This window comes from Serratia sp. 25CWL12 (assembly GCF_055790885.1).
On record NZ_CM147698.1, the window covers coordinates 505,861 to 520,434 of the forward strand.

9 protein-coding genes are annotated in these 14,574 nt (G+C 48.8%); 2 read left to right on the forward strand and 7 right to left on the reverse strand.

Annotated elements, in window-relative coordinates; translation table 11 throughout:
• Positions 1 to 245: 245 nt before the first annotated feature.
• Positions 246 to 3,755 (forward strand): autotransporter domain-containing protein, encoded by a 3,510-nt coding sequence (locus ACX9GV_RS02275; RefSeq protein ID WP_473196901.1) that lies wholly within the window; start codon positions 246 to 248, stop codon positions 3,753 to 3,755.
• Between the two features lie 305 nt (positions 3,756 to 4,060).
• Here the strand turns inward: ACX9GV_RS02275 and ACX9GV_RS02280 are convergent, their stop codons facing one another.
• From ACX9GV_RS02280 to ACX9GV_RS02310, 7 genes are all read right to left on the reverse strand, one after another.
• Positions 4,061 to 4,150 (reverse strand): type II toxin-antitoxin system RelE/ParE family toxin, encoded by a 90-nt coding sequence (locus tag ACX9GV_RS02280; RefSeq protein ID WP_473197957.1) that lies wholly within the window; start codon positions 4,148 to 4,150, stop codon positions 4,061 to 4,063.
• A gap of 25 nt (positions 4,151 to 4,175) precedes the next feature.
• A complete protein-coding gene (locus ACX9GV_RS02285; RefSeq protein WP_473196902.1) occupies positions 4,176 to 5,273 on the reverse strand; it encodes an ISAs1 family transposase in 1,098 nt (365 codons plus the stop codon).
• Between the two features lie 33 nt (positions 5,274 to 5,306).
• On the reverse strand, positions 5,307 to 5,555 hold the full coding sequence (locus ACX9GV_RS02290; RefSeq protein WP_473196903.1) for a type II toxin-antitoxin system RelE/ParE family toxin: 249 nt from the start codon (positions 5,553 to 5,555) through the stop codon (positions 5,307 to 5,309).
• Positions 5,545 to 5,736, reverse strand: coding sequence for a type II toxin-antitoxin system RelB family antitoxin (gene relB / locus ACX9GV_RS02295; protein WP_473196904.1), 192 nt, complete (start codon positions 5,734 to 5,736; stop codon positions 5,545 to 5,547). The genes ACX9GV_RS02290 and relB overlap by 11 nt, the downstream gene beginning before the upstream one ends.
• A 555-nt stretch (positions 5,737 to 6,291) precedes the next feature.
• Positions 6,292 to 6,579, reverse strand: coding sequence for a helix-turn-helix domain-containing protein (locus ACX9GV_RS02300; RefSeq protein WP_023492721.1), 288 nt, complete (start codon positions 6,577 to 6,579; stop codon positions 6,292 to 6,294).
• Complete coding sequence (locus ACX9GV_RS02305; protein ID WP_023492722.1) at positions 6,566 to 6,889, reverse strand: type II toxin-antitoxin system RelE/ParE family toxin; 324 nt, start codon at positions 6,887 to 6,889, stop codon at positions 6,566 to 6,568. Before ACX9GV_RS02305 ends, ACX9GV_RS02300 begins: the two co-directional genes overlap by 14 nt.
• Positions 6,890 to 7,165: 276 nt before the next feature.
• Complete coding sequence (locus tag ACX9GV_RS02310; protein WP_473196905.1) at positions 7,166 to 13,036, reverse strand: DUF3320 domain-containing protein; 5,871 nt, start codon at positions 13,034 to 13,036, stop codon at positions 7,166 to 7,168.
• A 424-nt stretch (positions 13,037 to 13,460) separates the two neighbouring features.
• Between ACX9GV_RS02310 and ACX9GV_RS02315 the strand changes: the two genes are divergently transcribed.
• A complete protein-coding gene (locus tag ACX9GV_RS02315; RefSeq protein WP_473196906.1) occupies positions 13,461 to 14,273 on the forward strand; it encodes a tyrosine-type recombinase/integrase in 813 nt (270 codons plus the stop codon).
• Positions 14,274 to 14,574: the final 301 nt, after the last annotated feature.

The following is a 14,574-nucleotide window of genomic DNA, read 5'->3' on the forward strand; positions in this document are numbered from 1 at the left end:
GGGGAAAATAGTTTTAAGGGGAGGGAAGGGGCTTGTTCAGTTATCGAGCCAGGCGATAACCTTTCTTGAATCACTCCGTGCTTCTTCGATGACTCACTTTAGCGTCAGCGAACACCACTTGAGGGTGGGTTGGGATGGCGCTCACGATCACGACCAAATTATTGTTGGATAATCTCCCCGTCCGCAGGGAGGTTTCATGCGACAGGTAGGTTTTACCTATTTAAACTGTTTTATGGAGGCGTTAGATGGTCAAAGATCCTATGAGAGTTCCACACCTATCCAAGGAGCAAAAAGGTCATGCCAGGAAAGAATTTTTTGTCCTGGCGTTTCTATGGGTACCCCTTGTCTTCACTATTCCGGCCGGTGCGGCCAGCGCACCTATATTTACCTACTATGGTGACCCGGGCTTTGTCGCCACTAGCCCGGGAGAAATGGCCAGCGCGAAAGCCAGTTGGGAAACGGCGGAATATGGTTTTTATACCGGCCATAACCCTGCTACTGATGGCTCGGCGGTCAACGCTCCATGGCAGCTCAGCGCGGTAAACGCATCCACCGCCTATGCCCTAGGGTACTTCGGGCAAGGCGTCACGCTCGGCATGATGGATTCTGGCTACAGGGCCACACACGAAGCATTTCAAACCGATTTGATCAAGTCGGTTACTGCGGAGGGTGTCTACGGCACGTCCGGCTACGGGTATCGTGGCGCAATCCCAAATAACCCGTTTTACGCGGGCGATAGGTTCACTGTGGCTGGTGATCAGGCGTTAACCAGCGATTACTCGCACGGCACCGGTATGCTCGGGGTTACCTCTGGCATCCGTGACGGTAAAAACCAGCACGGTATCGCCTTTGGATCGATGATGTATGTCGCCAAGACCGGCGGTTCCGATGGCCAATCCCACGGTCCATTCCACGATTACGAGTACTGGTATACAGCCAATAAGGCGCTGGTCGACGCGGGTGCCCAGGTCATCAATAGCAGTTGGGGATCCTACGTCCAGACCCTTGACAGAGCCCGCTATGATGGTTACGGAAACGATCTCGGCGCCGATGGCAACCTCGCCAACGCTTACGAGCTAGCCGGCAGAGACAGCGCCAGCAGCACGGCAATGGCGATTATTCTCCCAAGCCAGAACCTGAAGGATCTTGAGTACCAGCATTTCCTCTTCAAAAAAAGCTATTCGGAAGGTGGCATTCAATACGATAAGAACCACCCTGGGCTTTCCTTTATGGACGCCATATGGGACGCCATCAAAGACAGCGGCACCGTCAACGTACGTTCGGCTGGTAACAACGACTGGGACAATCCCTATTACCGTCCGGCCTATCCCATCTTCAATCCCTGGGCGGAAAACCAGTGGGTCGTCGTCGGTGGGGTGATACCACCCACTGATGCCAATCCAGAATATACCAAGCAGTCCAGGTTTAACGAGGCGGGGCTCGCCAAATGGTGGACCGTGTCTACCCCTTCAAACAGCATTTGGACCTCGGGCAGCGGTAGCGACACGACCTATTCAGGCTCAAGCGGTACGTCACCAGCAACACCCGTTGCGACAGCGGTGATGGGGGTTCTGCTCTCCCGCTATCCAAACATGAACGCCATGCAGGTGCGCGAACTGATGTTCACCACGGCGAACAACAAGATGTCCGATGGTGTGAGATTCCTCGGTACTGGGCAAACCTCTGCCACCGGGGAATCCATCGCCTGGACTGCTCCCGACGGCCTTCCGGACCAACGCTGGGGCTGGGGGATCCCCGATCTGGCCAAGGGCATGTATGGCCCCGGCCAATTCCTGAGCCCGATGGTATACACCATGAATAAGGCATCTCTGGACGTCTGGTCGAATAATATTAGCCAGACTGCGATCAAGGAAAGGGAAAGGGAAGACCTGGCGTGGCTGGCGGGCTACAAGGCGCAGGGCATTGCCTACGCCGGTGACTACGGCCCCAACGTGCTGAACCCGGATGGCACTCTTAACGAGCAAGCGTTCATGACTCAGGGCATTTTGAATGATCCTTACATACAGGCGATCACTAACGGCCACCCCGAGATGTATGACAAGATCGCCTATGAGGACGCTGTCAAGTGGCGCAAGGAATGGATGGATGGGAACGCAGCCTACATTGAGCACAAGATCGCCAACGGCCTCTACACGGCTTCGCTGACCAAGCAGGGTCCTGGGATGCTGGTCATGACCGGTAGCAATAGCTATGAAGGCGGCACGATGGTTGAGGATGGCACGCTGTACGGCTTCACCGAATCCTTCGGCACCGCGCCGGTCAACATTAACGGCGGCTATTTCGGCGTGCTTTCACACTACAACGATCTTTTCACGATGAAAGGCCTGCTGACTACCACGGAAAGCCGTCTGGCCAACGTCAACGTCAATAGCGGCGGTACGTATGTCATCGTGACGGGAAATGATGTCAATGTGGGTACACTGACCTTCAACAAAGGTTCCAAGCTTACGATTGCGGCCGCCGATACTGATATTCTGCGAGATGTGTTCAACAACCACAACCTCGTCGCAACGGGTAGCGTAGCCGCTGACACCTTGGCTGGCAGCGAATACATGGTGGTAGATCCAGACTATGCGTTCTTTAATATGGATGTGCTCACCACCAGGAGTGCTAGCGGTCCCTCCACCATCACAGGAACTCTTAGTTGGAATGACGCCGGCCTCGCCAGTTATGCGGCCAATAGCAACGGTCGCACTGTCGCAAACGTGATTTCGACCCATGTGCCTAATATGTTTATGGATCAACTTCTTTGGTCAACCAAGGATCAAGTTCACTCCACCCTTGATTCGCTGGGCAATGACATGTACCTCAATGTCGACAATACGAGCATTGTCAATTCACTGACTCTGTCCCGCACGCTCGAAAACCAGGCATCGGGTTTTGGCCACGACAAAAGCATCCAAATCAGTGACACGGCCCGCGTATGGGCCACGGGTGTCGGCAGTTGGTCCAGTGTAGATTTTGGTCGCTCCGATCTGGACGGTGAATTCTACGCAGCTCTTGTCGGCATGGAAGCCGACATCACCTCCAACAACAAGGCTGGCCTCTTCTTTGGCGCGGGTGAGAGTAAGTTCAGGGGCGGCCAGTACGGGACAGTGGACAGCAACGACCTGCACGTCGGGGTTTACGGCGTTTCCGATATCCCTGAGATCGCAAAGTTCACCTACGGCACCATGTACACCAACCAGGACCGGGAGTCGAGCCGCCAACTGACTGTTATTGACCAGTCGCAGATCAATAACGTTACCACCACTACGGATATCACCCAAGTCTTCGCCGATGCGGCGTACACGGGGTTCAACAAGGATAAGTACTCCATTGAACCCTATCTTGGTATGAACATGTTGTGGCTCAAATCAGACGGTTTCGATGAAAGCGTCGGTGATTATAAGTTCCATACTGACGGCAATTCGCAGACGCTTGGTGCGGCGACCCTAGGTGTTCGCGGAAGCGCTCCGCTTCTTACGGCCGGTACCGTGAAGCTTGCGGCACGGGGCTATATCTCCGGAACCACGTTCATGGGCGACACCACTCCAGAGGCCTATCTGCAGATTATGGATCTCGGCAAGGCCAGAATTGAGGGCGGAAAGATGGACAACCCGATGCTCAATCTCGGCGCTGGTGTTGATGCGACTCTTAGCGAATCGGTGAAACTCAGCCTGTCTTACGTAGGTTCTTTTAACAGCGACATTCAATCAAATGGCGTTGCGGCCAATCTGCGCATAGCGTTCTAAGGAAACGCTGATTTAACCCTCACAAGGTTCTGTCGCATTAGCGTAGTGAAGTTAGCAACCGTTGCGCTGCCTGAATAACCGGCAGCGCAGCTTTTGTTGACCTGCTTGCGTTAACGCGACACAACTCCCTTGCGTGCTGCACCAGTCCGCGCCGTTCGCCGTCTAACCAAACTTATTGTTGCTGCTCGCAGCAATGCTGATGGAGTTGGCGATATCGGTGACGATGGGGGAATTTAAAAGGTACCTCTGAGTCGGCAAGAACAACCTTCGTTATGGAGGCGGTTTAAGCTATTTTTCTCGATATTCTACGGGTATTCCTGGCGGGCGTGTAGAACATCAAGTACTTCAACTCTATCAAGCTGTACCCGATATACTACGATATAGTTAGGATGCAGGGCGGGAGCATACTTTGCTTGTTATTTAACCAAAGAATAACTGAGCCCGATAATTGTCATCCCAACCTGCCTTTTTTAGCTTGTTTCTCTGACTCGGCGCACCACAATTACTCTGCTTTATGATGTTTAGAACAAAGCGCCGGAATAGTGCCATATTCTCGACCGCATCCTCCATCGCTATTCTGGAGGCATCTTCATTGAACACCACATCAAGAATGTAATGCTGGCTGTTCTCAATCCGCCAGTGTTGACGAATATAGTGCCCGAGCAGCTTGTGTTTGGGAGATAACGAGCTGACATAGTAGGCGGTCTCTACCGTTCCTTTTCCGTTGGCGCTACGGTGACGCTCAACGGCGATGATGCTGCGGATTGTCGGCCATTTCTCCGCCAGCTCAGGCGGTAGTTTTGATTTTAATTGAAAGACATAACGCTCTTCTTGGCGGCCATGACCACTCTCTTTGTGCTCGACGATTATCTTCTCTTTCTGTGCGTCAAAGAGTGCCTGAAATTGCGATTGAACGGCTTGATACAGCTTCGGTTGGTTCTTCTTTACCTGAACCACCACATGCGCCTTCTTCTCGCTGATTTTCTCCAGCGTCTCACGCTGACAATGCAGGGCATCAAGCGTCACAACGGCGCCTTTGAGCTCAAGAATTTCCAGCATTTCTTTGACCGTTTCGAGTTCCCCTTTCTTATTTGGGGTTGTTTTCTGGCTTAAAACCAAACCATTTTCGGTATCGTAGGCTGTAACCAGTTGCAGAGCTTCGGCGGAATTTCCGCGGTAGGAGCCGCGTAACACCTTGCCGTCAAAGGCAATTATGGGTTTGCCCTGATGGGTACGCTGTTCATTGACCCAGCAGAGCAACGCTTCAAGCAGGGTATCGATGACAATGCAGCGCAAAATGCGGGCAATGGTGTGACGGCGCGGGATACCGTTGGCAAAAGGTCGATACTGACGGAGCCAATCGGCCTTTGAATTGCCATAGGTCTCTATGTCCCGCCAGCCTTCGGCACCACTCATGATGGCACTGATGACAAGAAACATGACGTCAACAAGGTCATGTTTACGATTGATGTCAGAGCGGGTTTCTTCAACAAGGGTAAGGTGTTCAATCAATGTCATCGAGCGTGCCTCCTACATGGAGACGTGATTAGATCACAGACGATCTGCCCGTTCAAGTTTCATTAACAAAGTGCGATCCCGCCCTGAGTTAGGATGGACGATGATTTCTCTCGTGCTTGGCATGCGACCAATACGATGCATATAAGGCTGTAATGGTAGGGATTGCGTAGCTTGCTCTATATCCGACGAGAGTTTGGCAGCAGCACTGGGATTACGTGTATCTATGTAATCAATAATGGTCCACAATGCTTCCAGTGCTTCATCACTCCAATCAACTCGCATTATGAAGTTTCCGCTTAGCCTCCAGACGAGAACGGATCTCTGCCATCACCTCATCGTGAGGTATACGGGGCTTGGTACTGTTCATCGCTGCTTCTACTCTGGCACGGAACCAGCGGTCATAGCTGTCTGCCTGCTCCTGAGTCTCAAACTCGGATACGATGGGGGACAGTTTGGTTACCATATTGACTTACTCCTTTCTTTGCTGCTCTTTTGACCAGTATAGCTTGTTACGCTGTTCAGACCAAGTGGATGGCGTGGCCTGCTGTTGTTCCTTACCAAAATTTTCAACATCCCCCTTCTCGTTGTTTGCTGCTACCTAGCTGTTTGTCTGCTCTCGGCTGCGGCCAGTTCAGGGCAGCGAGAAAGACGAGTTGGCGCTGGCCCTAAAGCATTTGAGCGGGGCCTGGAGCAGTCGAGATATGGGGTTCATGGGGCAGTGGCTTAGGTGACCATAACGACCAGCCATCTACCAACCGGAGTGCTAAAAAGCAAAAACCCAGCCATGGGCTGGGTTCTCTGAATAAGTGGTGCCCGGACTCGGAATCGGAATAAACCAATAAACCAATAACAAATTGTTATTTAAAGATATTATTTTTTTCGGTAATTCAAGGGGCCACCAATAGGGCCCCGGGTGGTTTGGCATAAAAAAGGGAATAGGTTCGATACTGTTTTCTCCTGTCGAGGTATTGAATGTGTTCGGGGTGGTTCCGAAATAAGGAACCATATCAAACATCAGTTATAGTGTAATCTGAGGGTGTTTAATACCACACGCGTTGGCATATCTGACTAGGGTGTCGAGGCTTGCTTTAACGATATTGGACTCCATACGTGAAACGGTGGGCGGCGTTACCCCCATTCGCTCAGCAACCTGTGCACGCGTTAACCCTGCATGGCTACGCCATTCTGCCAACATGGCCTGCAAACGCTCTTTACGTTCTTCGGCTTCATAAGCAGCTTGTACTTCTGGGTCAGACATTAAATCGGTTCTGACTGTCTCCCAGGCAACGCCTTTAGCTTTTTTCATTTAGCATCTCCTCTAATCGTTCAAAAGCGAGCGTTATCTCCCCTGACGGTGTTTTCTGTGTTTTCTTGATAAACACTCGTAATAGATAGATATTTTTCCCTTTCTGATAAACATACAACCCTCGGGCGATATTCGTTCCCATTGTTCTGATCTCAAATAAGCCATCTTTGAGTGGTTTGCTATCAGGCTCTCTCAGGGCAGTTGCATTTATCTTAAGTTTATCAATCAGTCGGATCATTTTAGCTTTGATGACTGGCGGTAAACTTGCGAGTTCTTCGGGTACTTCATCATGCAAAATCACGTTAAACACTCTCACTCCTCCATAGAGTAATGTTGCTCTATAAGCTAAGTTGCGTCAAATGCTAATTTAGAAGCAGCCTTATATGAACCTACTTACTCTGTCATTTGAGTAGGCGTTCACATTTGTCAGGGGGGCGCAGAACATGCCACACAAGTACCTTGGGTTTAGACAACCGTCGGTGGTGCTTGAGGATCTGAGACTGGCGGTTTAGCGTTGCAATCCGCCAGTCAACAGGCGTTAATAAGGACCACTACAGATCTTTAGTACCCAAAGTGGCCATTTTATTTAGAACAATAATTCCAGCCTTTTCTTCGCCTGGCTGGTCAGTCGCTTAATACCCAGTGACCTTGCCATTTCTAAGGTCTTATTTTCCCCATCAATACTTAAAGCCAGCGAGCGTAACTCTTCGTTTGGAATAGCATCAACCTGACGAACATCATAATCTGTTGCAGGAACACGGAAGGTATTCCAGTCAGAGCGTTGAGCTTCAGATAGCCAGACAAAATCCTCCCCACAAAGATCCGTTGCGACATGGTAGTTCTGATCAACGATCTCCATAACACGTTCGCGAATCAGTCTGCCAGTACGGTTAAATCCATGTGCACGTGCGACACGCTGCACCAATGTGGTATCAGGTAGAGGTGACTCGCCATTAACCACTTCCGCAATGAGAGCTTTTAACGTTTCATCGTATTCTGGAATATAAAATTTCTCTGGATCAGTCTTGCCTTGCCACCCCAGCAAGTCATTCACGACATATTTATCAGCCTTGGTATTTCGGGTTGGCTCAGATGCCGCTGAATAGGCGTACTTGAGTTCAGGTAATGAATCTCCAGAATCATCTTCCAATAGGGGTACAGATTTTATGTTTTCTACAAGTGCAGCGATATCACCGTCATTCGCTACTGACGTTATGGCATGAGCAGAAGCCTCTTCAATGATTTCAGCTTCTGCCAGGGCAATCTGGGCCTGTTCTTCTGCTGCAACCCTGATGGCTTCAGTGGCTCTGGATTCTTCAAGTAGGCTATTAATTGCCACATCGAGTCTTTCCAGAGCACCTTCTTTATCTATCCACCATTCTGTTGACCACAGACGAAGAAGTTTCCAACCAAGACTTTGCAGTATCGCGCTGCGTACCTTGTCGCGATCGCGTGCAGTGGCTGCGCTATGGTAGGTAGCGCCATCACATTCAACACCGACAAGATAATCACCAGGCTTATCTGGATGAACAATCCCCAAATCAATACGAAAGCGTGACACACCGATTTGCGGAACGACATGCCAGCCTTTCTTTCTTAGGCCATTAGCCACCGCCTCTTCAAATGGCGAGTCATAACCCCCTACCGAACTTCTAACGGCTTGCGCCAGAGCCATCGGGCCACGCTGGGCGAATTCAATAAAGTGCTTAAGATCAGAAACGGCCCGCGCACTCGTGCGATTGAGATCGATAACGGAAGGATCAAATGAACTGAAAACTATCATCTCCTGACGTGCACGAGTGATCGCAACGTTGAGGCGACGCCAGCCTCCATCACGGTTTAAAGGCCCAAAATTCATCGACATGGTATTGGCGCCAAGTTCTGTAGGACCGTATCCTATCCCGAGCATGATCAGGTCACGCTCATCACCCTGGACTGTCTCAAGATTTTTAACCACAACGGGTTCTTCCAGTTCAGGCTGGAAGAATGGTTCAATCTCTGGATATTGCTGCCGTGCACGATCCAACAGGTCGTTAATCAGCTTTTGTTGTTCTGTATTCAGCGTGATAATACCGATTGACTTGCCGGACGCGATAAAGGTTTTATCTTTCAGTCGTTTTACCGTTTCAGCAACCATCGCTTCTGCCTCTGCCTGATTGTGGCGTCCTTTACCTTTAGAGTAAATACCAGCAACTTTGCGCCACTGAACGGCACTCTGACATGTTTTTGAGGCCGGGAAAGTAATCAGATTACTGTCGTAATAGCGATGGTTGGAGAATGTAATCAAGCTTTCATGGCGACTCCGATAATGCCAACTCAAGCTGTGGTTATACAAACCAGCAGCCAGGCACTCATCAAGGATGCTCTCCATGTCTTCTTCAGTATCATCATCTGTTTCATTGGCTGCGCGGTTGAAGAAGCTGGTTGGAGGCATTTGACGAGGATCACCTGCAATAACAACCTGTTTGCCGCGAGCTATTGCGCCAATAGCATCCCAGGGGGCTATCTGTGATGCCTCATCAAAGATAACTAAATCAAACAGCGTCTGATCTGAAGGCAAGAACTGTGCTACTGAAAGTGGGCTCATCAGCATGCAGGGCGCAAGTTTAGACATAGCATCGCCCATTTCCGCAGCCATCTGGCGTACCGGTTTATGACGACGTGACTTCTGCAACTCATGTTTGAGCAGAGCAAAACCACCTTGCTTACTGACCTCATTTTTCGCCGGGATCACACCACATAAACGTGCACGAATATAGCGCACAGTAAGTTTGGCAAGACGATCCGTCTGAGTACGATAGGCCTCAATATCACTCATATGCTCCGCAGGAACAAAATTATGCAGCAAAGGTTCCGAGTCAATCATCCACGAGGCGAACCAACGACAATACGCAGTTTCAAACAACTCAGCCACACTGACATCGCTTGAATCAACATGACCAAGTGCGTTGACTAAAGGCAATAACCCCTGAGCTATCGCTTCTTCGCGCACCCTTGCCCAATCACTCCAGGCTTTGAGAGCGGACTCATGATGAATAATTTCTAATGCACAGTCGCGTAACGCTGTTATCGTCAGTTCACTTTCTGTCGATTTGATCAGATGACAGAATCTGACTTTAGCTTCGTTGAAATCAGACACCGTAGTGCGTAGTTTCTGAGTTAAAGCAGCAATAATACCCTGCGACCCGAGTAAATCATTAGCCTCAATGACCAGTGTTTTAACGGCAGAACGGATCTCCGTAAGCTGCTGAAGCGATGATGCCATACCAGCTAGAGTATTTCGAATAGCATCAGCTAAATCCAGCATGCCCTGTAAATCAGAATGACTGCTATCCAGGCCATTCCATCCAGGCAAGGTTGTCGTTAATAAAGTCAGTTCTGACAGCTGCTGATATAGTGATTGAAGTATCTCTATAATAGGTAGATCGGCAGAAAGGTCGGGAGTTGAATCAAGTGAGCATTGCCGCATCACTTCCCCAACAATTTTCTTACGAGCATTAGTTGCGAAGAACCAGAATTTTTTGTCAGCTTCTGCCAATGAGACTTTAATCTGCTGAGCATTGACGCTTTGCCACCTATTATCAGGATAAGGAACTGATAAACGCAATTGAGTTGATTCGATTTTTGTGAGCAGGTTGATTGCTGTTTTCGCAGCTTCAATTCGAGCCGTAGCATCCGGGGCAAACATAAAACTTAGGTCAATACCGGCTGCCTTAGATAACAATTCGCAAAGTGAGGCTAACTGTACAAGCCTCTCCGGTTCAACGGAATCCAATGATATTCCCGTGGCTTTAAGTAATTCCTCCGTGGCTTGTTCCAGATACTCAATTTTGGCAGGGATTGTTCGTGCCTCAGCTATCAGCGACGACTGCCAACCATTGGTCCAGTCAGTTTGGTTAATGATCCCGAAATGCATTCTATGTTGTTTAAAGGCGTCATAGTTGAGTTCAAGACGTCTTGCGATTTCTCTGAACACGGTCATTTGTTCAGCCGTGTGCAAAGTACCAGCAGGCCAGATGAAAGGAGGTGTTGCATTGCTGGCATCTCTGATAACGCGTCCCATCGCCTGATGGAGAGTCAAACCATTTGGCCAGCGCAAATGCAGCAAGCGGACAACCTCATTCAACTTGTCACGCAGGCGTTGTACCTTACCAGCCTCTTCTTCCCACTCACTGGTAGTTAGCACATCTCGAGCATCCCAGGCGCGTTCCAGCTGTTTGAGGAAATCCATTTTTGAAGTTTTACTGGAGTGTAACTCCAGACAAAACTCGCCTAGTCCCTGAGCTTCCAGTCTGCGATAGACCACATCAAGCGCAGCTTTCTTTTCGGCAACAAACAGTACACGTCGCCCTAGTGCCAAATTATGGGCAATAATATTGGCGATTGTCTGGGATTTACCGGTACCGGGTGGTCCATCAAGTACAAAGTCACGCCCTCTAGCAGAAGCCACAACCGCAGCAATTTGTGAGGAGTCTGCGGGCAATGGCAAGAAGAGCTCCTCGGGGCCGATGATATCGTCAAGCCTCTCAACCTCAACAATTTCGCCGCTCTTTTCCAGAACCTCATTGTCTTGACCGCGCTCAATAAGATATTTAACCAGTGGACTTTGCATTAATTGTGCAGCACGATCGATAAGGTCTTTCCACATTAGATACTTGGCAAAAGAGAAAGTACCAATCACGACATCACGAGTGACTTCAAAACCAGGCATATCACGCACAGCACGGCGGACAGTGTTCCAGATGCCCTCCACATCAATGCCGCTTTCATCCGTGGGTAACTCCCCCTCAAGACCATTGATCATCAGAGCAAAATCATTGCGCAGTAATTCGAGTAAAGTCAGGTTGAATCGAGGCTCCTCCTCAAGTATTCGCATAGTGACGCCTGAAAGCGCGCTCTTACGGTCAAGCTGGATCGGCAAAAGAATCAGAGGTGCAGAATAACTTTTCGGATCATCAGCTGATTTTTTCCACTTAAGAAAACCCACAGCAAGAAAGAGCGTATTAGTACCACCTTCTTCCAGATCACTTTTTGACTTGCGATACAGATCTATAAGGGCAGATTCCAGCCGATCTTTTTCAAGTGGTGACACCACTTCTCCGCGATCAAGCGCAAGCTGAGCATATTCCTCACGCAGGCTCGTGTTTGTTTGCTGACTATACAACTCTGCATCACGTCCTCCCTGCTCAAGATTTGGCATAGAGACAATGCGTATTCGTTTCCCCTCAGCCAGTTTGTCCTCCAAATAGCCAGGGTTTGAACATATTAGGCGGATACCTTTAGCACTTTCTGGTAGATGCAGCAGGCGGTTACGGGTGGTTAGATCGAGTAATTTGCGTTGCCAGTGCACCAGACGACTGGTTTTTTCTTTCTTACCCTCAATTTCAATATCTAAATCAAAGGCAGGGAGCGAAGGGGCATTTTCAAATCCATGTATGATATCTGATGTTGAATCGGATGATGTCTTCAGGTGAGTGATGCCTAATGCCAAGGGGCGAATTTTTTGCATTCGCGCACGGCGGGTATCTATGGCCGCATGGAATTTTTCTTCTGTCAGGTTTTTTAAGGCTGCTTCAAAAGCTTGTGAAAATGAAGGTGGATATTCCTTCGTCACCAGCGTTGTTTCAAATACGACCATTTCTTTTAGGTCAATACGTTTACGCACCGAAGATACATCTTCAGTGACCAATTGTGCAAACTCCTGTGGTTGCAGCCAGCAGCCAGCGAAGGCATGTCCTTCACTGAGAAATACCAGCGAGTTAAGCCCGATTTGCTCCAGTGCGGAGGCGAACAATAACGTTGTGTCCAGACAGGTGGCAACTTTGCTTTCAAGAATGGCACCCGGTGTACGGATCTTCTGGCCGTTACACTCAAAGCTGGCAGGAGGGAGGGCATAGCTGATTCTTAAGTTACAAACCGCAGTCCATAGTGCAGACGCGATCTCCCATACGCGAACTCTGGATTGGTTTTCGTACCCATCAAGTGCATCGTTTTTCCCGGCACTACGCAGAACATCTGATGTAGCTTTGAGGAGGCGATCAACAGCAGGATCGTTCGGCATAATGAAAGAGGGCAGTAGTTCAGACATTGCATTGCCGCCCCATTCATTTTTCGCCAACGCCTCAAGTGGATAATTAAGGGTAAAAAGTTCTTCGTCGCCCTGCCACAAACTTAACGTGATTTCACACATCACACTTTCAGTGAGTTCAGCTAGCCATTCCGCATTGAGCTTTACATCGCGCTCACGAATATCAATAGATGAACCAGGAAGCAGACGATCAATACTCCACTGTTTCGCTTCTAGCACTGCAGGTGCAGTCTGCAATTGTAACCTTAAGTCCTGAAAGGTTTGATCTGATTCGTTATGCAAGACAAGTTCACGTAACAGCGGAACTGCATTCTGGTGCGAAGTAAATCCCAGTTTGCGGGCGATACTCACCTGCGCCTTAATACTCATAAAAACGTGTCTCCTTAGAGGTAGATCCCTCTTGTATCCAAGTAGTTTCGTCGGCTATGACTGCTAAAAGAGGCATAAGAGATAGCGAGGTGAGTTGCTACGACGAGAAGTCAAAAAAGTGAAATGCTATGTAGCACCGTCCATTCGCTGGGCATTAGCGTAAAGGCTGCAAATGAGAAGCAACAACATCCAAAATCTATAGCCTGAATTTCCCCAGAATAGCTTTAGTTTTTTTATACCTTAAAGCATAAGGGAGGGGTAATCTATAGACACAGCTAACTTTAACGCTTCGAAATCAAATCCAAGGATTTTATTCATATGTAATTGATAAAATTATACATTATGTAAAAATCACCTGGATGATATTGTATTTTTATGATTAAAACCATTAATAAATTAGTATTATTCAAAATAATATTCCGTTATGATATTAATTAACAGGCAAATTGGCACGTTAAGAAATCGATTTAATGCGACTGATGCATTAGCGTTATTTAATTTTGGTATGAAGAATGACCTGTTACTTCATCCAGAAAATCCTTTCAATAAAGCCGTCGTTCGGGTTGGCAAAAAGAAGAAGAAAACGTTGTCACCTACCCAAGTAAAAACCGTGTATCGCCTGATGGAACAACACCATGAAAAAGAACAATCGGGCGCACAATCCCATGTGTTGAACGGGCGCGCTAATGCCTGTTATCCGGCCTGGTTTTGGCTGACAGTATTAGACACATTAAGTTATACCGGGATGCGCCAGAATCAACTGCTGCATGTGCGGCTGTGCGATGTGAATCTGGAGGAACACTGGATTGATGTGATTGCTGCGGGCTCTAAAAATCACCGGGAATTTCGTGTCCCTATTACCTCACGCTTGCGGCCACGGTTGGAGATGTTGGTGATGCGTACGCAGGAGGCAGACGCATCGCCCACTGAACAACTGTTTAATGTGAACCGTTTTGATCTACGACGTAAAGCACAACAGGGGAATGCGTCGCCTGAGCCGATGGGTGTGTACCCGCTGCGCTCTTTTTTCCATCGTCTTTCCCGGGAATGCCGCTTTGCGGTCAGCCCGCACCGTTTTCGGCACACTGTGGCCACTAACTTGATGAAATCACCAGATCGTAATCTGCAGGCCGTCAAACGCCCGTTGGGGCATTCCAGTTTGCGCTCTACGCTGGAGTACATTGATCAGGATATTGATAGCTTACGCGAGTTGTTAGAACAGGAATTGTGGGTTTAGATGGGGGATGGGAGGCACTTCCCTTGACGCAGTTTGATATTTGAATGTAGAAACTGTAAAACACGTAAGTGAAACAGCCCACCTGCGTCAGCAGGTGGGCTGTTCAAGAGCCTTTTACAACAACCGAGTAATGGTATCACTACATAAAATTACCATTCTGCGTTGGGTTATTGCTAGTTTGTGCTCGCTTTAGAACCCGTCATTTTTTCATTCTGAAAGAATGACAAGCGCTTCTGAATAAGTGGTGCCCGGACTCGGAATCGAACCAAGGACACGGGGATTTTCAATCCCTGTTCAGATA